The organism is Micromonospora sp. NPDC049114, from assembly GCF_040648635.1.
Classification (GTDB): domain Bacteria; phylum Actinomycetota; class Actinomycetes; order Mycobacteriales; family Micromonosporaceae; genus Micromonospora.
Genome location: NZ_JBEZEA010000001.1, coordinates 1,438,835 through 1,456,498, shown reverse-complemented (window position 1 = coordinate 1,456,498; position 17,664 = coordinate 1,438,835). Strand labels below are relative to the sequence as shown.

Sequence of the window (17,664 nt, the reverse complement as noted above, 5' to 3'; positions counted from 1 at the left end):
ATGAGCGACGAGGACCTGTGGCGGGTGCTGCGTGGCATCGCCGACATGCCGTACGGGGCGGGGCAGATCGCCGCGCTGGAGCAACTGCTGCGCCGGGTCGACGCCGCCGACGACCGGCACCTCGCCTTCGTCACCCGCATGCAGGCCACCACCGGGTACGTCTACGGCGGTGAGCCGGCGAAGTCGTTCGTGACCTTCTCCTGGTGCCTGTCCGAGTTCGACCGCGACCCGCAGCCCTACCACCAGCGCCACCTGCACCAGTTGCTGTGGCACTTCAAGTACATGGTGTCCGGCCTGCTGAAGTTCCCCGAGGTGCCGCTGGACCGCACGTACGCGGTGCTCGACGACATGGAGCGCCGTTACCGCGCCGGCGGGCACAGTCTCCAGACCGTCCACAAGCACCGGTTCCGGGTCGCCGACCACGTGGGCGACGCCGAGGCCGCCGCGCACTGGTACCGGCTCTGGCAGACCACGCCCCGCGACGAGCTGTCCGACTGCGCCGGCTGTGACCCGACGAGCCAGGTGGGCTACCTCGCCGACACCGGGCGGGACGCCGAGGCCGTGGCACTTGCCGAGCCGGTGCTCGCCGGCAGACTGACCTGCACCGAGCAGCCGCAGGCGATCCTCACGGCGCTCCTTCTGCCCTACCTGCGTACCGGTCGGGGTTCCTCGGCGCGCGACGCGCACCGGGAGGCGTACCGCAAGCTGCGCGGCAACCTCGCCGACCTGTGGGACATCGGCGACCACATCGAGTTCTGCACGATGACCGGTAACGAGGCGCGGGCGGTCGAGCTGGTCGAGCGGCACCTGGACTGGCTGGACCGGCCGCCGTCGCCGGCCGCCGCCATGCACTTCGCGGCGACCGCCGCCGCCGCGCTGCGTCAGGCGGGTGCGGCGACGGTGTACCGCCGGGCCGCCGAGGGCCGGCCGGCCGCCGAGGTGCCCGCGCCGACGCTTGCCGACGAGTTGGCCGCTACCGCGACCGGGCTGGCCGCCCGCTTCGACACCCGCAACGGCACCACCCACCAGTCGGAGTGGATCGCCCGCCGGCTCGCCGTACGGCCCGGCGGCGAGCACCTGCCGCTCTCCGCGAGCGTCCGCCGCCGTCCGGCCCGCCCGACCGGGGACGAACCGACAGTCGCTCCCGGTGCGGCCGCGTCCGCGCCCGCCGACCGACCTGCCCGGGAGCGGGGCGGCGCGGCCACCGTCGCCCTGCCCGCCGACGCCGACGCCGACGAGTTGCTGACCCTCGCCGAGGAGAGCTGGGGCCGACACGACCGGGCCACGTTCCGGGCGGCGCTGGCCGCGTGCGACGAGCGGTTCGGCACCACCGACCTGCCGGCGGGCACGGTCGCGCACCGGCTGGCGTTGCGGGCCGCCGAGCGCGGCGACGAGGACGACATCGAGGGCGCGGTCGAGCTGAACCGCGAGGCGCTGGACCTGTACCGCTCGGCGGGTGAGGAGGTGCCCGCCCAGGTGGTCGCCGGGCGGCTCGGCGTGCTGCTGACCAGCATCGACGAGCACGCCGAGGAGGGGCTCGCGCTGGTCCGGGAGGCCGCCGAGGTGCTGGACCGGCTCGGTGACGCCCGGCAGCGGGCCGCGGCGCACGACCGGCTCGCGTTGGCGCTGCTGCACCAGCAACGGTGGGCGGACGCCCTGGCGGCGCTGGACCGGGCACCCGCCGACGCGGGTGGCGACCGGCACCTGGCGGCTCGGATGGCGCTGCACCGGGCGCACCTGCTGGAGCAGTCCGACCGCGTCGACGAGGCCCGCGCCGCCGCCGAGGAGGCCCGCGGCATCGGTCGCGAGCTGGGCATCGGCGAACTGCTCACGGCGGCCTGCCTGGCGTGGGCGCGGACTGTCGACGACCCGGCCGACGCGGTGGCCGCCTGCGACGAGGCGCTGCGTGTGGCGCCGGCGGACGCGGAGCTGCCCGTGCGGGTCGCCCGCGCGCGGGCGCTGCTCTCCGCCGGTCGGGCCGCCGACGCGGTGGACGATTTCGTCGAGGCGGTGACGCTCTGCGTGGAGCGCGGCGCCGAGGGGGACGCGTTCCTGCGCTGGGAGCTGGCGAACGCGTACCGGGTGGTGGGCCGACTCGCCGAGGCGGCCGAGGTCGCCGAGGAGGCAGTGCTCGGCCTGGACCGGCTGGGCGCTCAGGCGGAGGCCGACCGCTGTCGGCACCTGCTGGCCGGCGTGTACGCCGGGCTCGGCGAGATCGATCCGGCACTGGCCCTGCTGGAGCAGTTGTCCACCAACCTGGACGGCCCGGACAACCTCCCGCACCGGGCACAGGTGCTGGAGGAGGCCGGCGGGATCCTCTACGACGCCGACCGGGATGCGGTTGCCGCCGAGCGGTTCGCCGCCGCCGCCACGGCGTACCGGCTGGCCGACCTGCCGTTGGACGAGCTGCGTGCCCGTCGGCGGGAGGCGTACGCCTGGTTCTGGTCCGACGACCGACCGGCGGCGGTACGTGCCGTCGAGGTGATGGACGGGTTGGCGGCCGCGGTGGCCGGGCAGCCGGAGCCGGAGCCACCGGTGATCTACGAGCTGGCGATGGCGGCCGAGGCCGGTGCGCGGGTGCTGGTCGGCGAGGGGCGGCCGGACGAGGCGTTGGACCGGCTCGCGGGTGTGCCGGACCGGCTGCGGTCGATCGAGGCGTTCGGCGAGGCGGCCCAGGTCGAGGTCCTCGTCGGTGAGCTGCTGCTGCGCCTGGACCGGCCGGCCGAGGCGGAGCCGCTGCTGCGCCGCGTACTCGGTGGGCTCCCGGCCGGCTCGCGACCGGTCCGCCAGACGGCCTGGCTGCTGGCCCGCGCCCTGGACCTGCTGGACCGACAGGCGGACGCCGCCGCGCTGCGCGCGGAGCACGACCTCGACCCGGACGAGTGACCTCTGCGCCGACCGGTCGGCCCCGCCCGAGCGGGTGCCGGCCGGTGGCGTGGCGCGCGCAACCGACCGGTAACCGCCGCCCCACCGCGGTCAGCTCGCGGTCTACGCTTGCCCGGTGACGGTGGAGCAGCAGGCACGGGGTGCGGCGGGTGCGGGCCGGCGCCGGTCCCGCAAGGACGAGATCCTGGAGATCGCGGTCGGTCTGTTCGCCGCCCGTGGCTATCACGGCGTGTCGATGGACGACATCGGTGCGGCAGCCGGGGTGACCGGCCCCGCGCTCTACCACCACTTCGCCGGCAAGGAGGCGATGCTGGCCGCGGCGCTGATCCCGGTGAGCGACGGGTTGTTGGCCGGCGGTCGGGAACGCGCCGCCGGGCATCCGGACGACCCGCGCGGCGTGCTGGAGTCGCTGATCGACTTCCACGTCGAGTTCGCGCTGGCCAACCCGGCGGTGATCGCGCTGCACCTGCACGAGCTGGATCGCCTGCCGGAGGAGCCGCGACGACGGATCCGCCGCCTGCAGCGGATGTACGTCGAGGAGTGGGTGACGGTGCTGACCGCGCTGCACCCGGGCATGCCCGACGGTGAGGCGCGGGTGTTGGCGCACGCCGCGTTCGGCCTGATGAACTCGACCCCGTTCCTGGGCGGCGAGGTGGACCGACGGCGTCGCGCCGAGCTGCTGCGCGGCGCGACCCTGGCCGCGCTGCTCGCCTGAGCCCGACCGCGCTGCGGCTCTGATCCCGGTCGCGCTGCGGCTCTGAGCCCCGCCGCGCTGCGCGTCTGAGCCCCGGCTCGTCAGGAGTGGGCCGGTCGTGGTTCCCTGGCATCGTCCCAACATCCGGACGCCGGGAGGAAACATGATCGAGTCACTGCTGGTCGCCAATCGGGGCGAGATCGCCCGCCGGGTCATCCGGACCGCCAAGCGGCTCGGCATCCGCGCGATCGCGGTGTACTCGGAGGCCGACGCCGACCTGCCCTTCGTCGCCGAGGCGGACGAGGCTGTCCTCATCGGCCCGCCGAACCCGGCCCAGAGCTACCGCAACGTCGAGGCGATCCTCGCCGCCGCGAAGTCGACAGGCGCGCAGGCCATCCACCCGGGCTACGGGTTCCTGTCGGAGAACGCCGACTTCGCCCGTACCGTCGAGGCGAGCGGCCTGATCTGGGTCGGGCCCGGCGCGGACGCGATCACCGCGATGGGCGACAAGATCAACGCTCGGAACCTGATGGCGGCTGCCGGCGTCCCGGTCGCGCCCGGCACCACCGACCCGGCCGCCGACCTGGAGGCGGCGGTGACGGCCGCCGCCGAGATCGGCTACCCGGTGATGGTCAAGGCCGCAGCCGGCGGTGGCGGCATGGGCATGGGCGTGGCCGTCGACGAGGCCGCGCTGCGCACCGAGTACGACAAGGTGCGCGCGTTCGCCGAGCGGATGTTCGGCGACGGTTCGGTGTTGATCGAGCGGTATTTCCCCCGGGTGCGCCACGTCGAGGTGCAGATCCTCGGCCTGGCCGACGGTCGGGTGGTGGCGCTCGGCGAGCGGGAGTGCTCGGTGCAGCGGCGCAACCAGAAGCTGGTCGAGGAGTCGCCGTCCCCGGCGGTCTCGCCGGAGCTGCGCGCACGCCTGCTGGCGGCGGCCGTGCGGGCCGGTGAGGCGGTGAACTACCGCAACGCCGGCACTGTCGAGTGTCTGCTCGATCCGAGCACCGGTGAGTTCTTCTTCCTGGAGATGAACACGCGGCTTCAGGTGGAGCACCCGGTGACCGAGTACGTCTACGGCGTCGACCTGGTGGAGGAGCAGTTGCGGGTGGCTGCCGGCCTGGCGCCGACGTTCGACCCGGACGCGCTCGCGCCGAGTGGGCACGCCATCGAGCTGCGGATCAACGCCGAGGACCCGAAGCGCTTCCTGCCCGGCCCCGGCAAGGTCACGACCTGGGTGGAGCCCACCGGCGAGGGCATCCGGGTGGACTCCGGCTACACCGAGGGCAACACCGTCACCCCGTTCTACGACAGCCTGCTGGCCAAGCTGATCATCAGTGGTGCCAGTCGTGACGAGGCGATCGCCCGCGCGCGGGACGCTGTCGCCGGGTTCCAGATCGTCGGCCCGAAGAACAACCTGCCCTTCTTCGCCGAGTTGCTGGAGAACGACGAGTTCCTCTCCGGCGCCTACGACACGGCGATCGTCTCCCGGATGCGCTGAGCCCTCGCCGGTCGCCGGCCGTCGCGCTGTCGTCCTCCGGCGGCGCGGCGGCACTGGCATCCGCGTCCTTTGCTCTGCTTACCTGGAGGCAACAGGGGATGTCCGGATACCGGACGATCGGTGTTGCGTCAGTTGAAGCAGTGCAAAGGGCGCGCGTGGCACCCCGACCCTCCGTACCGATCCGACGTCACAGCGAGGTGACCGAATGAGCCAGTTGCCAGATTCCGTCTCGATTCGTGAGGTCGGGCCGCGGGACGGGCTGCAGAACGAGGAGCCGATCCCCGCCGACGCCAAGGTGCGGCTACTCGACGCGCTCTCCGGCACCGGCGTACGTCGGATCGAGGCGGTGTCGTTCGTGCACCCGAAGGCGATCCCGCAGATGGCCGACGCCGACGAGGTGTGGCGGCGGGCCACGAAGGCCGACGGGGTGCGCTACTCGGCGCTGGTGCCGAACACCCGGGGCGCGCAGCGGGCCCTGGCCGCCGGGTTCACCGAGATCGAGGTGGTGGTGTCGGCCAGCGACACGCACAACCGGCGCAACGTCAACCGCTCGACCGACGAGTCGTTGGACGACATCGCCGAGCTGATCGACCTCCTGCACGGGGCGTCCGCACGGGTCGAGGTGATCGTGGCGACCAGCTTCGGGTGCCCGTACGAGGGGGACATCGACCCGCGGCGCGTCGCCGGCATCGTCGACCGCGTGGTCCGCGACGGCGCGGACCGGGTGGCGTTCGGCGACACGACCGGCATGGCCACTCCGCGTCGGGTCCGTGAGCTGCTGACCGCGGTACGCGACCGCAACGCGCACGTGCCGGTGCTGCTGCACTTCCACAACACCCGGGGTACGGCGCTGGCCAACCTGCTGACCGCGCTGGAGCTGGGGGTGACCGAGTTCGACGCCAGCGTCGGCGGCCTGGGCGGCTGCCCGTACGCCCCGGCGGCCAGCGGCAACCTCGCCACCGAGGAGGCCGTGCACATGCTGCACGACATGGGCATCGACACCGGCATCGACCTGGCTGCCCTGATCGAGGTGGCCGAGCTGGCCGAGGAGCTGCTCGGCAAGAAGCTCCCGTCCGGTGTGCTGCGGGCCGGGCCGCGTACCCGGCTGACGCCGATGCCGGGCTGAGGACGCGACGAAGGGGCCGGCGAACACGCCGGCCCCTTCACCGTGCCAGGTCGGTCAGCTCACCGGGGTGAGCACGCTCGGCCAGCTGTCGCGGAAGATGTCCGCGCTGCGGCCGGTGCTGCGCTCGGTGGCGCTGAGGGTGCCGGCGAAGAGGTTGCTCACCCGGTTCGCCTCGGCGCTGCTCGGGTACGGGTTGGTGCAGCTGGTGCCGGCGCTGCCGCCGGACATCAGGATCGAGCAGTTGCCGTTGTAGTTGTCCGGCAGGCCGAGGATGTGCCCGATCTCGTGGGTCATGATCCGCAGCGGGCTGTACTGCGCCGCCTGCTGGGTGTCGATGTAGACCCGGCCGTTGCCGAGGCTGGTCCGCTGGGCGTAGGAGCCGCCGCCGGTGATCTGGTAGATCCGCAGGTTGGAGCCGCAGTTCGCGGAGAGCGTCAGGTTCGTGGTGGCGTTGTTCCAGATCGAGGCGGCCTGGCTGGCAGTGCCGGCGTAGGCGCCCGCCTGGCTGGTGTTGTAGCAGATGGTCATCGCGGCGGACGCGGGCGCGGGGTTGGCGACCGTGATGCCGAGGGTGGCAACTGCCGTCGCGACAAACGCGACAGCGAGCCGACCGAGTCGTGAGGTCATCGCTGACTCCTATCCGAGAGGGGTGCCAGGAGCCTATCCACAGAGATTAATAGATTTCAATGTTTCGTTCGAAGAAGCGTCGCTCGGTCAGCGGGTCGCCGGGAGGTGCGCGAATGCGATAGCCTAACGATCGTTCAGGTCAACACGGGCGAGGGAGTCGGCGTGACGCTCGACGGTGAGGCGCTGGAGCAACTGCGCAAGCGGGCCCGGTCCGGCGGCGCGGACAAGTACCACGCGGCCAACGAGGCCAAGGGCAAGCTCTTCGCCCGCGAACGCGTCGCGCTGCTGGTCGACGAGGGTTCGTTCGTCGAGGACGGCCTCTACGCGAACGCGCTAGCCGACGGGCTCCCCGCCGACGGCGTGGTCACCGGCACCGCGACGATCGACGGTCGACAGGTCTGCCTGATGGCCAACGACTCCACAGTCAAGGCCGGCAGCTGGGGCGCCCGGACCGTCGAGAAGATCATCCGGATCATCGAGCGGGCGTACGGCGCCGGCGTGCCGATGGTCTACCTGGTCGACTCCGCCGGCGCCCGGATCACCGACCAGGTCGACCTCTTCCCCGGCCGACGCGGCGCCGGCAAGATCTTCTGGAACCAGGTCCGCGCCTCCGGCTCGATCCCGCAGGTCTGCGCGCTGTTCGGGCCGAGCGCCGCCGGTGGGGCGTACATTCCGGCGTTCTGCGACGTGGTGGCCATGGTCGACGGCAACGCCAGCATGTACCTCGGCTCCGACCGCATGGTCGAGATGGTCACCGGGGAGAAGACCACCCTGGAGGCGATGGGCGGGGCCAAGGTGCACACCGCCGAGTCCGGCGTCGGGCACTTCCTCTGCAAGACCGAGGCCGACGCGCTCGACGTGGTCAGGACCTACCTGTCGTATCTGCCGGCGAACTGGACCCAGGCGCCGCCGGCCGCGCCGGCCGTCGCCGCGCCCGCGAAGGCCGACCTGGCCGCGCTCGTGCCGGCCAGCGAGCGGCAGGCGTTCGACATGCGGCGGTACGTCAAGGGCCTGCTCGACGAGGGTTCCTTCTTCGAGATCCAGGCGCTGTGGGCCAAGGAGCTGACCATCGGGTTCGGCCGCCTCGACGGCCAGGTCGTCGGCGTGCTCGGCAACAACTCGATGTTCAAGGGCGGCGTGCTCTTCGTCGACTCGGCCGACAAGGCGACCCGGTTCGTGCAGCTCTGCGACGCGTTCAACGTGCCGCTGCTCTTCCTCAGCGACGTACCCGGCTTCATGGTCGGCAGCGCCGTGGAGAAGCAGGGCATCATCCGGCACGGCGCCAAGATGATCACCGCGATCTCCGAGGCGACGGTCCCGAAGATCTGCGTGGTGGTCCGCAAGGCGTACGGCGCTGGGCTCTACGCGATGGCCGGCCCCGGCTTCGAGCCGGACGCGACGATCGCGCTGCCCACCGCGAAGATCGCGGTGATGGGCGCCGAGGCCGCCGTGAACGCCGTCTACGCCAACAAGATCGCGGCGATCGGGGACCCGGACGAGCGGGCCGCCTTCGTGGCCGCCAAGCGGGCCGAGTACGAGCAGGACATCGACGTCGTCCGGCTCGCCAGCGAGCTGGTGGTCGACGCCATCGTCGAGCCGCACGACCTGCGTGGCGAGCTGGTCCGCCGCTTCGCCGCCGCACGTACGAAGGACCGGCACTTCTCCCGGCGTCGGCACGGCGTCACCCCGGTCTGACCCCCGCCCCACCCCCCACAGCGATCCGCCCTGCGGCGTCACGAGCGCCGGGGCGGCCGTCCCCACAGGAGGATGAGATGGACTTCCGGCTCACCGACGAGCAAACGGCGCTGCGGGAGAGCGTGCGGGACTTCGCCCGCGAGGTGGTCGCCCCGGTCATCGCCGAGCACTACGAGCAGCACACCTTCCCGTACGAGGTGATCCGGCAGATGGGCAAGATGGGCCTGTTCGGCCTGCCCTTCGGCGAGGAGCACGGCGGGATGGGCGGCGACTACTTCGCGCTCTGTCTGGTCCTGGAGGAGCTGGCCCGGGTCGACTCCAGCGTCGCCATCACGCTGGAGGCGGCGGTCTCGCTCGGCGCGATGCCGATCTACCGCTTCGGCACCGACGAGCAGAAGGCCACCTGGCTGCCGAAGCTGCTCAGCGGCGAGGCGCTGGCGGGCTTCGGGCTCACCGAGCCGGGCACCGGCTCCGACGCCGCAGGCACCCAGACGCGCGCCGTGCTGGACGGCGACGAGTGGGTGATCAACGGGTCGAAGGCGTTCATCACCAACTCGGGGACCGACATCACGGCCCTGGTCACCGTCACCGCCGTGACCGGCACGAACGCGGACGGCTCCAAGGAGCTGTCGACGATCATCGTGCCCACCGGCACGCCCGGATTCACTGTGGCCCCGGGTTACTCCAAGGTCGGGTGGACCGCCTCCGACACCCACGAGTTGACCTTCGACGACTGTCGGGTGCCCGCGGCCAACCTCCTCGGCGCGCGCGGCCGAGGGTTCGCCCAGTTCCTGCGGATCCTCGACGAGGGCCGGATCGCGATCGCCGCGCTGGCCGTCGGCCTCGCCCAGGGCTGCGTCGACGAGTCGATCAAGTACGCGCAGGAGCGGCAGGCGTTCGGCCGCCCGATCGGCACCAACCAGGCCATCCAGTTCAAGATCGCCGACATGGAGCTGAAGGCGCACACCGCCCGGCTGGCCTACTACGACGCCGCCGCCCGGATGCTGGCCGGCGAGCCGTTCAAGCGGCAGGCCGCCATCGCGAAGCTGCACGCCAGCACCATCGCTGTGGACAACGCCCGCGAGGCCACCCAGATCCACGGCGGCTACGGCTTCATGAACGAGTACCCGGTCGCCCGGTTCTGGCGGGACTCCAAGATCCTGGAGATCGGTGAGGGCACGAGCGAGGTTCAGCGCATGATCATCGCGCGCGACCTGGGTCTCTGAGCCCGGCCCGGCACCGGCCTGCTGGCTGACGTCGGCCTGCCGTCGCGGGCCGGCCAGCCGTTCGGCTGTCGGATTTCGGCGAGCGGACGTCGGCAGACCGACGTTCGACTGCCGATGGTCGGAGTCGATCCGTACTCTTCGTGGCCATGACTCCGGAGCATGATCGGTCGCGGAGCCCGGCCGGTCGTACCAGGCTGCCGGAGCTGCTCCGTGCGCACCGGCGCGCGGCCGGCCTGACGCAGGCGGAGCTGGCGTCCCGCGCCGGGGTCGGCGTGCGGACGGTGCGGGACCTGGAGCGCGGCCGATCGGTCCGGCCGCAGCGCACCACCGTCGAGTTGCTGGCCACGGCGTTGGAGCTGGCCGGCGGGACCCGCGCGGCGTTCCTGGCCACGGCCCGTGGCGCTGCCGGCGGTGAACCCCGGCCGGACGTCATCTCGGGCACGCCCGGGGTTGGCGCCGGTGGCACGTCGACAGCCGGAGCAGCCCGGGCCGGCGCTCCGGTGGCCCTCCCACCACCTGTCGCCCTGATCGGCCGCGACCGCGACGTCACCGAGCTGGCCGGAATGCTGACCGCGGAACGCGGCCCCCGACTGGTGAGCCTGGTCGGGCTGGCCGGGGTCGGCAAGACCGCGCTCGCGCTCGCCGTTGCCCACGCAGCGGCCCGCGCCCATCCGGGCGGTGTGGCCGGCGTGCTGGTCGGCGAGGGCTCGGACGGACCGGACGTGCTCGCCGCCACGATGACCGTCCTCGGCGCGGCCCGGCTGCCGGAACTCGTCGCCCGGCTCGCCGGCCGGCCGGCGCTGCTCGTCATGGACGCGGTCGAGCGCGCTCCCGGCCCGGTGGCCGAGACGCTGCACCGGCTGGGCGTCGTGCTGCCGTCGTTGCGGGTGCTGGTCACCGGACGGCACCCGGTCGGGCTGCCCGGCGAACGGGTGTGGCCGGTCGCGCCGCTCGAGGTGCCGCCGCCGGACGCCGAGCACTCCGGACCGGCCACGCTCGGCTCGTGGCCGGCGGTCGCCCTGTTCACCGCGCGGCTCGCCCAGGTCCGTCGGGAGCCGCCGACTCCCGACGAGCTGCCGGCGTTGGCCGCCCTGGTCCGTCGGCTGGGCGGCCTCCCGCTGGCCATCGAGCTGATGGCCGCCCGGGGCCGGCTGCTCGACCTCACCGAACTGCTCGACCGGTACGGCGATCGCGTGCTCGATCTGACCACCTCGGCCGACCCGGCGGCCCGTACCAGCTGGGACGGGCCGGAGGCGGCCACCCGCCGTCCGTATGCCACCGATGCGACCCGGGCGGCGGTGGCGGTGACCCTGCGGGACGCGGTGGCGACCAGCTACCGGCTGCTCGCGCCGGATGAGCGCGACGCGCTGCGGCGGCTCGCCATGTTCGGCAACCGCTGGTCGGTGGAGCTGGCCGAGGAGATGCTCGTCGACGAGGCCGACCGGGACGGCACTGTCGCCATCGATCCGGTCCCACTGCTGGACCGCCTCGTCGAGCTCGGTCTGCTGAGCGTTCGCGGCACCGGGCCGTTCCGGTTCCGCCTGCTCGACGCGGTCCGCGACTTCGCCATCGAGCAGGCCGTGGGTGGTGGTGAGCTGGCCTGCGTACGACGTCGGCATGCGGAGGTGGTCGCTCGCCTCGTGGCGCGGACGGCCTCCGAGCTGGCCGGCCCCCGGATGCTCGACGCGGTGCACCGGCTCGACGAGGTGAGCAGCGACATCAGTACGGCCCTGGCCCACGCGGCCAGCGACGACCCGCTGACCGCGCTCCGTCTGGCGGCCTGCCTGCCCCGCTGGTGGCGCTTCCGGGGGCGCGATGTCGCCGGGCGGCAGTGGCTGCGGCGGTTGCTGGCCGACCCGCGAACCGCTGACGCGGACCCGATCCTGCGCGGCTGGGCCAGCCTCGGGGTGGCCCGGCTCGCTGCCGAGCACGGTGCCGAGGCCGACGAGTTGCCGACGGCGCGGGCCGCGTTGGAGACGTTCCGACAGGCCGGCGACGTGACCGGCGAGCTGGAGGCGCGCAGCGTTCTCGGCGCACTGCTGACCACCGTCGGGGAGCACGCCGAGGCCCGGGAGCAGGCCGAGGCGGTGCTCCGGCTCGCCGCCCGCAACGGGCGGACCCGGGACCTGGCGGTGGCGCAGAACAGCCTCGCCTGGCACGAGATCCGGATCGGTGACCTGGGCGCGGCACGTCGTCGGCTGGCTGCCGTGGACCGGCTCGCCGCCGAGGGTGGTGAGCAGCGGTTCCGGGTGCTGGCCTGGGCCAACCGGGCCGAGGTGTCCCGCCTGGAGGGCCGGTACGCCGACGCCGTCGACCAGGGCCGGCGCGCGGCGGCGGCCCTGTTCGAGTTGGGTGACCCGGGGCATCGACGGCGGGTGCTCGGGACTGTCGGCCTGGCGCTCGCGCAGGACGGGCGTGCCGTGGAGGCGACCGAGGTGCTCACGGAGCTGCGCGCGGGGGCCGCCGAGGCGACGGTTGTCGTGCCGGGTCAGCAGTGGGTGGAGCGAATCGGACTCCCGCGACCGCGCTCGGACGACACCGTGTTGTCCTGGGGCGGCCCGGAGGCGGGAATCTGTGCGTTGATCGAGGGCAACCTGGCACTGCACCGGGGCGACCGGGAACTGGCGGCGGAGTGGTTCACCGCAGCTGTCGAGGCCGGTCACGATCGGCGGGACGTCGTGGAGGCGCTGGTGGGCCTCGCCGCGAGCACCGCGGACCCGGCTGTCCTCGATCGCCTCGACCGGGTCTGCGAGGAGAGCGGCATCCGACTGCTGCCGCAGGAGTCCGGGCTGCTCTATGCGCTGATGGCCGCGCGGGGCGGGTCCGCCGAGCGCTAGTGCGGCACCCGTCGGCGGCCGGCCCGACGGAGAGTGGCGCGAGCGAAGAGCCCCCTTGGTGCTACCCCTCGCTGTTCGCCCGCGCCGTCACCCCCCGGTGATTCCCCGGTGGACGAAAGCCTGCCACCGCTGCCGGGGCAGAAGGTGCTCTTCAAGAAGTTTGTCCCGTCTGCAACGTCAGTTCTGCCGGTCTTTCTGCCGGTACTCCCGGCCCTTGCCGTACCCGCCGCCGATCGCCCGGACGTCGCCCCGACCGGGCTCCGCCGTCGCCGGCAACGCGGCTCGGAGCTACCGACAACGCGGCTCGGAGCTGCCGACAACGCGGCTCGACCACCGCCGACGGCGCGGCTCGGCGCCGCGGACAACAACCGGATGAACGCCGCCGGGCAGGCCGGGTCGCCACGATGCGCCAGGCCCGGGCGTCAGCGGTCAGGCCGGGTCGCTGTCGTCCGCGGCGGCGATGTCCTGATCGGTGCTGCCGGCGGTGGCACCGGGATGGACGGCGTCCCGCACGCGGCGCAGGCCGTCGAGCAGTGCCGCCAGCGCCTCGGGGTCGAGCTGGCCGGTGAACCACTGCTCGATGATCCGCAGATGGCCGGGCAGCGTCTCGTCGAGTCGCTGCATGCCGGACGCGGTGACCACCGCGTACGAACTGCGGCGATCGTTCGGGCAGGCTCGGCGGGTGAGCAGCCCGTCGCGTTCCATCCGGTCCACCACACGGGTCACCCCGCTGGTGGACAGCGACGTCTGCGCGGCGAGGTCGGTCATCCGCAGCTGGTTGCCCGGCGAGCGGGCCAGTCGGGTGATCACCTCGAACTCGACCACGGAGAGGTCGTGCTCCTCTAGTTGGGCGGCGAACCGGGCCGAGAGCCCGGCGTGGACCTCGTAGAGGAGGCCAACCGCGGTGATCCGGGGGTCGTCGAACACGTTGGTCACTCGTTAACCCTACCAGTACTTGACAGAGGGAATGTTGTTGCGGTTATATTTGCTCAAGCAGTCGTTGGGCTACTAAACAATCTCCTGGAGGACAGCAGCATGACCAGCAGCACCGATGCGGTTACCCGCGACTGGGACGGCCTCACCATCCCGACGGCCGGCACCTACGTGCTGGACGCGGCGCACAAGCGGGTCGGCTTCGTCGCCCGGCACATGATGGTGAGCAAGGTCCGCGGTGAGTTCAACGAGGCGACCGCCACCATCACCGTTGCCGAGGACCCGCTGCAGTCCTCGGTCGTCGCCACCATCCAGGGTGCCAGCATCGACACGACCCAGGGCGACCGGGACGCGCACCTGCGCAGCCCCGAGTTCCTGGACGTCGAGAAGTACCCGACCCTGGAGTTCCGCAGCACCGGCGTCAAGTCCCGCCGCGGCAACGAGTTCGTGCTCACCGGTGAGCTGACCATCAAGGACGTCACCCGTCCGGTGGAGCTGGAGGTCGAGTTCGAGGGCGTGGGCCGTAGCCCGTTCGGCCAGGACATCTTCGGCTTCTCCGCGAGCACCGAGATCGACCGCGAGGAGTTCGGCCTGACCTGGAACGTCACCCTGGAGACCGGTGGCGTGCTGGTCGGCAAGAAGATCAAGATCGAGATCGAGGGCGAGGCCGTCCGTCAGGCCTGATCCCACTGATCACCGGTACGCCGGGCCTGCGCCGCATGTCGGCGCGGGCCCGGCGTCGTCCGTACCCAGCGCGTGTGAATTGTCACGACTTGTTGGCACCGTCACGGGGTCCGGCGCGGCAGCGACGGGGTAGAGATGGCGCCACGAGCGCATCCGCTCCGGCCGGCGTCGGGTCATCGTCGTCGGCCTCTGGCCCTGGCCAGGCGAGCGCTCTTAACGTGGATGGTTCACAATGCGCTTTCCGGGACGGCAGGATCCCGACCGCGCCGGTTGTCGGGAGGACACATGGGCAGGGACGTCTCGCAGGGCGCCTTCACCCCGGAGGACCGCGTCCGCTACCGGCAGAAGGTCCGACGGTGCCTGGACGTCTTCGCCCTGATGCTCGACGACTTCGGCTTCGACGCGGACCGGCCGATGACCGGCCTGGAGATCGAGCTGAACCTGGTCGACTCGCGAGCCGAGCCGGCGATGCGCAACGAGGAGATCCTCGCCGACATCGCCGATCCGCTGTTCCAGACCGAGTTGGGGCAGTTCAACCTGGAGTTGAACGCCGAGCCCCGACTGATCGAGGGCACCGGTTTCGCCGACTACGAACACGACCTGCGCAGCAGCCTCACCCGGGCCGACGAGCGCGCGGCCAGGTCCGACGCGAAGATCGTCCTGGTCGGCATCCTGCCCACCCTCACCGAGGGTCACCTGGTCGAGGACAATCTCTCCACCAACGAGCGCTACCGGGTGCTCAACGACCAGATCGTCGGTGCCCGGGGCGAGGCCATCGAACTCGACATCCGTGGCGTCGAGCAGTTGCGGACCCACACCGACTCGATCGCCCCCGAGGCGGCCTGCACGAGCCTCCAGTTCCACATCCAGGTCGCGCCGGACAGCTTCGCCGACTACTGGAACGCGTCCCAGGCCATCGCCGGGGTGCAGGTCGCGGTCGGAGCGAACTCGCCCTTCCTGTACGGCCGTCAACTCTGGGCCGAAACCCGGATCGCCCTGTTCAAGCAGGCCACCGACACCCGCCCGGAAGAGCTCAAGGCTCAGGGCGTACGTCCCCGGGTCTGGTTCGGCGAGCGGTGGATCACCTCGATCTTCGACCTGTTCGAGGAGAACGTCAGGTACTTCCCGCCGCTGCTGCCGATCTGCGAGGACGAGGACCCGGTGGAGGTGCTGCACGCCGGCGGAGTGCCCAAACTGGGCGAGCTGCGGCTGCACAACGGCACCGTCTACCGCTGGAACCGCCCGGTCTACGACATCATGAACGACCGCCCCCACCTGCGGGTGGAGAACCGTGTGCTGCCCGCCGGTCCGACGGTCGTGGACATGCTGGCCAACGCGGCCTTCTACTTCGGGCTGGTCCGCGGCCTGGCCGAGGCGGACCGCCCGATCTGGAGTCAGCTCACGTTCAGCTCGGCCGAGGAGAACTTCCACGCGGCGGCCCGACGTGGTCTGGACGCCGTGCTGCACTGGCCCCGGTTCGGTGACGTGCCGGTCACCAAGCTGGTGCTGGAGCAGCTGCTGCCCGTTGCCGCGAGCGGCCTGGACGGGTTCGGCGTCGACCCGGCACAGCGGGACCGGCTTCTCGGCATCATCGAACAGCGCTGTCGTACCGGCCGTAACGGCGCCGTCTGGCAGACCGAGACGGTCTGGGCGGCCGAGCGCCACCGGGGCATGGACCGCAGCGCCGCCCTGCACCACATGGTGCAGCGCTACGCGGAACTCCAGCGCACCAACGAGCCAGTCCACACCTGGCCCGTCAACTGACCCTCCCCTCCACCCGACGGAGCGCAGCGGGGGTGAGACCCGGGGTCAGGTGGTGGGGCGGCGGGGTGGGCGTGCTCGGTGGGGGGTCGGGGCGTCGGTGGGGGCTGCGGCGTCCGGGGCGGGGCGTGGGGCGGGGACGCGGGGCGGGGTGGTGGTCGCGTCGTCCGGCTGGGTCTCCGGCGTGGCCGGTGCCGCGGCGGTCCTGCCTCGCCGGGTTGCCGTACCGGTCGCGGCGTCGCTCACCGAGCGGGCACGACGTCCCGGCCGGGTGCCGCCCGCCCCGCCCTCTTCAGTGGCCGTGGGTGTCGGGCTAGAGGTCCTGTCGAGCCCCGCGCCCCGGCTGGAATCCGCCGGAGAGGTCGACGCCGGTTCGGGTGAGCCGGCCGCAGGAGCCGACGTCGGTCTGCGTTGTCCAGTCGGCGTCGGTTCCGGTTGGTCGGCCGCCGTGGTCGACGCCCGTTCGGGCTCGTCCGCCGGAGCGGTCGGTCGTCGGTTGGCAGCACGTCGGCGGCCAACCCGTTCCGCGAGTCGGGCGGCCAGGATCGAGCCGCCGACGCCGGCGATCACCGCGTACGGGGCGATGAGCTGGGTGGAGAACTGTGCGGGCCCCGGGGTCGCCCAACGTGGCACGGTGGTCAGGTAGGCGAGCGCGACGAGCAGCGGGCCGGCCGCGCCGGAGGCGGCCGCGCCGATCCGGTGCCCGCCCGACCGCGCGGCGCCCCGAGCGGCCAGGGCACCGATCACAAGCGCGGGTACGAGCGCCAGCAGCGCACCGGGCCAGTAGAGCTGGCCTCCGATCCAGTACCGCGCGTGGTCCGGGTCGAGCTGCCACGTGCCGAGCTGAGCGCCGGTGAGCCCGCGCCCGACGCGTACTCCGTCGATGACCGACACCATCGCGAGCAGCCAGAGCCAGGCGGCCGTCGCGGTGACGTTCAACGCGGCGGCGCGGGAGCGCAGCGCCCAGAGCGCGACGAACACGCCGATCAGGATGCCGAGCACCGCGTGCAGAGCGGCGATCCGCTGTGGCGCGTCGGTGTCGGCGCCCACGGCGACCCGGGCCGGTACGGCGACCAGCAGCACGGTGACCAGTCCACCGAGACCGGCGCCGAGCGCGAGGGACAGCCTGCGGAACAGGCCGCCTCGCTCGTCGGGCAGCGTGCCGGCCACCGGCGCCGATCGATCGACCGCCGAGGTCGGCTGAGCCGGTACCGCGTCGGTGTCCTCGACCCCGCTCGGCGAGCCCTCTTCGAGCGCCGCCGGCTGTGGTGGGGCCGCCTCGGTCGCCGGAGCGGGTGCCGTCGGCCCGGCGACGCCGGTCGGCTGGTCACCAACCTGGGGTACGGCACGCTGGTGCAGTCGCTGCGCGCAGACCGCGCCGAGCACCGTCGAGCTGGCGGCGAGCCAGGTGGCCCAGGCCAGGCCATCGGCCCAGGCCGTGTCGTTGGCCCCGGCGTCGGTGGGCGTCCAGGTGATGACGCCGAGCCCGTAGCCGAAGCCGAGCTGCGCGGCGCCCGCGCCGGCAGCGACCCCGATCGCCGTCACGATCGATACTCCCCAGCCCCGTCTGGCCATGCCGGGCAGCGTAACGTCCCGTCGTCGGTGCGGCGAGTCGCAGTGACCCGCCGGTACGGACCGTCGGCACAACGTGATGGGCGGCGAACGGTACGGTCGCCGGTGATGAGGCGGTGGGC

At 72.7% G+C, this 17,664-nt stretch carries 12 protein-coding genes; 9 read left to right on the top strand and 3 right to left on the bottom strand.

Going from position 1 to position 17,664, the window contains the following annotated elements:
* From AB0B39_RS06960 to AB0B39_RS06945, 4 genes are all read left to right on the top strand, one after another.
* Positions 1-2,886: a hypothetical protein gene (locus AB0B39_RS06960; RefSeq protein WP_357573691.1), complete on the top strand. Its 2,886-nt coding sequence runs from the start codon at positions 1-3 to the stop codon at positions 2,884-2,886.
* Between the two features lie 115 nt (positions 2,887-3,001).
* Positions 3,002-3,601 (top strand): TetR/AcrR family transcriptional regulator, encoded by a 600-nt coding sequence (locus tag AB0B39_RS06955; protein ID WP_357491650.1) that lies wholly within the window; start codon positions 3,002-3,004, stop codon positions 3,599-3,601.
* Positions 3,602-3,743: 142 nt separating this feature from the next.
* Positions 3,744-5,081 carry a biotin carboxylase N-terminal domain-containing protein gene (locus AB0B39_RS06950; protein WP_357573690.1) on the top strand — a complete coding sequence of 446 codons (1,338 nt, stop codon included), beginning with the start codon at positions 3,744-3,746 and terminating at the stop codon, positions 5,079-5,081.
* A gap of 205 nt (positions 5,082-5,286) precedes the next feature.
* Positions 5,287-6,207: a hydroxymethylglutaryl-CoA lyase gene (locus AB0B39_RS06945; protein ID WP_357573689.1), complete on the top strand. Its 921-nt coding sequence runs from the start codon at positions 5,287-5,289 to the stop codon at positions 6,205-6,207.
* Between the two features lie 54 nt (positions 6,208-6,261).
* Here AB0B39_RS06945 and AB0B39_RS06940 read toward each other — a convergent pair whose 3' ends face one another.
* A complete protein-coding gene (locus AB0B39_RS06940; protein ID WP_357491644.1) occupies positions 6,262-6,834 on the bottom strand; it encodes a snapalysin family zinc-dependent metalloprotease in 573 nt (190 codons plus the stop codon).
* A 162-nt stretch (positions 6,835-6,996) separates the two neighbouring features.
* On the opposite strand from AB0B39_RS06940, the gene AB0B39_RS06935 reads away from it, so the two are divergent.
* The 3 genes from AB0B39_RS06935 (at position 6,997) to AB0B39_RS06925 (ending at position 12,592) form a co-directional block, all read left to right on the top strand.
* Positions 6,997-8,529 carry an acyl-CoA carboxylase subunit beta gene (locus AB0B39_RS06935; RefSeq protein ID WP_357573688.1) on the top strand — a complete coding sequence of 511 codons (1,533 nt, stop codon included), beginning with the start codon at positions 6,997-6,999 and terminating at the stop codon, positions 8,527-8,529.
* 77 nt (positions 8,530-8,606) lie between these two features.
* Complete coding sequence (locus AB0B39_RS06930; protein ID WP_357491640.1) at positions 8,607-9,755, top strand: acyl-CoA dehydrogenase family protein; 1,149 nt, start codon at positions 8,607-8,609, stop codon at positions 9,753-9,755.
* A 146-nt stretch (positions 9,756-9,901) separates the two neighbouring features.
* A complete protein-coding gene (locus AB0B39_RS06925; protein ID WP_357491638.1) occupies positions 9,902-12,592 on the top strand; it encodes a helix-turn-helix domain-containing protein in 2,691 nt (896 codons plus the stop codon).
* Between the two features lie 429 nt (positions 12,593-13,021).
* On the opposite strand, the gene AB0B39_RS06920 is transcribed toward AB0B39_RS06925, so the two are convergent.
* Positions 13,022-13,528, bottom strand: coding sequence for a MarR family transcriptional regulator (locus AB0B39_RS06920; RefSeq protein ID WP_357491636.1), 507 nt, complete (start codon positions 13,526-13,528; stop codon positions 13,022-13,024).
* A 99-nt stretch (positions 13,529-13,627) separates the two neighbouring features.
* On the opposite strand from AB0B39_RS06920, the gene AB0B39_RS06915 reads away from it, so the two are divergent.
* Both AB0B39_RS06915 and AB0B39_RS06910 read left to right on the top strand, forming a co-directional pair.
* Entirely contained in the window at positions 13,628-14,209 is a 582-nt protein-coding gene (locus tag AB0B39_RS06915; RefSeq protein ID WP_357491634.1) for a YceI family protein, read from the top strand.
* A gap of 285 nt (positions 14,210-14,494) precedes the next feature.
* The gene (locus AB0B39_RS06910; RefSeq protein WP_357573687.1) at positions 14,495-15,973 is read left to right on the top strand and encodes a glutamate--cysteine ligase; all 1,479 of its coding nucleotides are present in this window, start codon (positions 14,495-14,497) and stop codon (positions 15,971-15,973) included.
* Positions 15,974-16,018: 45 nt separating this feature from the next.
* Here the strand turns inward: AB0B39_RS06910 and AB0B39_RS06905 are convergent, their stop codons facing one another.
* The gene (locus AB0B39_RS06905) at positions 16,019-17,545 is read right to left on the bottom strand and encodes a hypothetical protein (protein ID WP_357573686.1); all 1,527 of its coding nucleotides are present in this window, start codon (positions 17,543-17,545) and stop codon (positions 16,019-16,021) included.
* Between the last annotated feature and the right edge of the window lie 119 nt (positions 17,546-17,664).

What these genes read in the sequence shown, in the direction of transcription:
- AB0B39_RS06960 (WP_357573691.1), top strand. Translation starts at nt 1, where the DNA reads ATGAGCGACGAGGACCTGTGGCGGGTGCTGCGTGGCATCGCCGACATG.
- AB0B39_RS06950 (WP_357573690.1), top strand. Translation starts at nt 3,744, where the DNA reads ATGATCGAGTCACTGCTGGTCGCCAATCGGGGCGAGATCGCCCGCCGG.
- AB0B39_RS06945 (WP_357573689.1), top strand. Translation starts at nt 5,287, where the DNA reads ATGAGCCAGTTGCCAGATTCCGTCTCGATTCGTGAGGTCGGGCCGCGG.
- AB0B39_RS06940 (WP_357491644.1), bottom strand. Translation starts at nt 6,834, where the DNA reads ATGACCTCACGACTCGGTCGGCTCGCTGTCGCGTTTGTCGCGACGGCA.
- AB0B39_RS06930 (WP_357491640.1), top strand. Translation starts at nt 8,607, where the DNA reads ATGGACTTCCGGCTCACCGACGAGCAAACGGCGCTGCGGGAGAGCGTG.
- AB0B39_RS06925 (WP_357491638.1), top strand. Translation starts at nt 9,902, where the DNA reads ATGACTCCGGAGCATGATCGGTCGCGGAGCCCGGCCGGTCGTACCAGG.
- AB0B39_RS06915 (WP_357491634.1), top strand. Translation starts at nt 13,628, where the DNA reads ATGACCAGCAGCACCGATGCGGTTACCCGCGACTGGGACGGCCTCACC.
- AB0B39_RS06910 (WP_357573687.1), top strand. Translation starts at nt 14,495, where the DNA reads ATGGGCAGGGACGTCTCGCAGGGCGCCTTCACCCCGGAGGACCGCGTC.
- AB0B39_RS06905 (WP_357573686.1), bottom strand. Translation starts at nt 17,545, where the DNA reads ATGGCCAGACGGGGCTGGGGAGTATCGATCGTGACGGCGATCGGGGTC.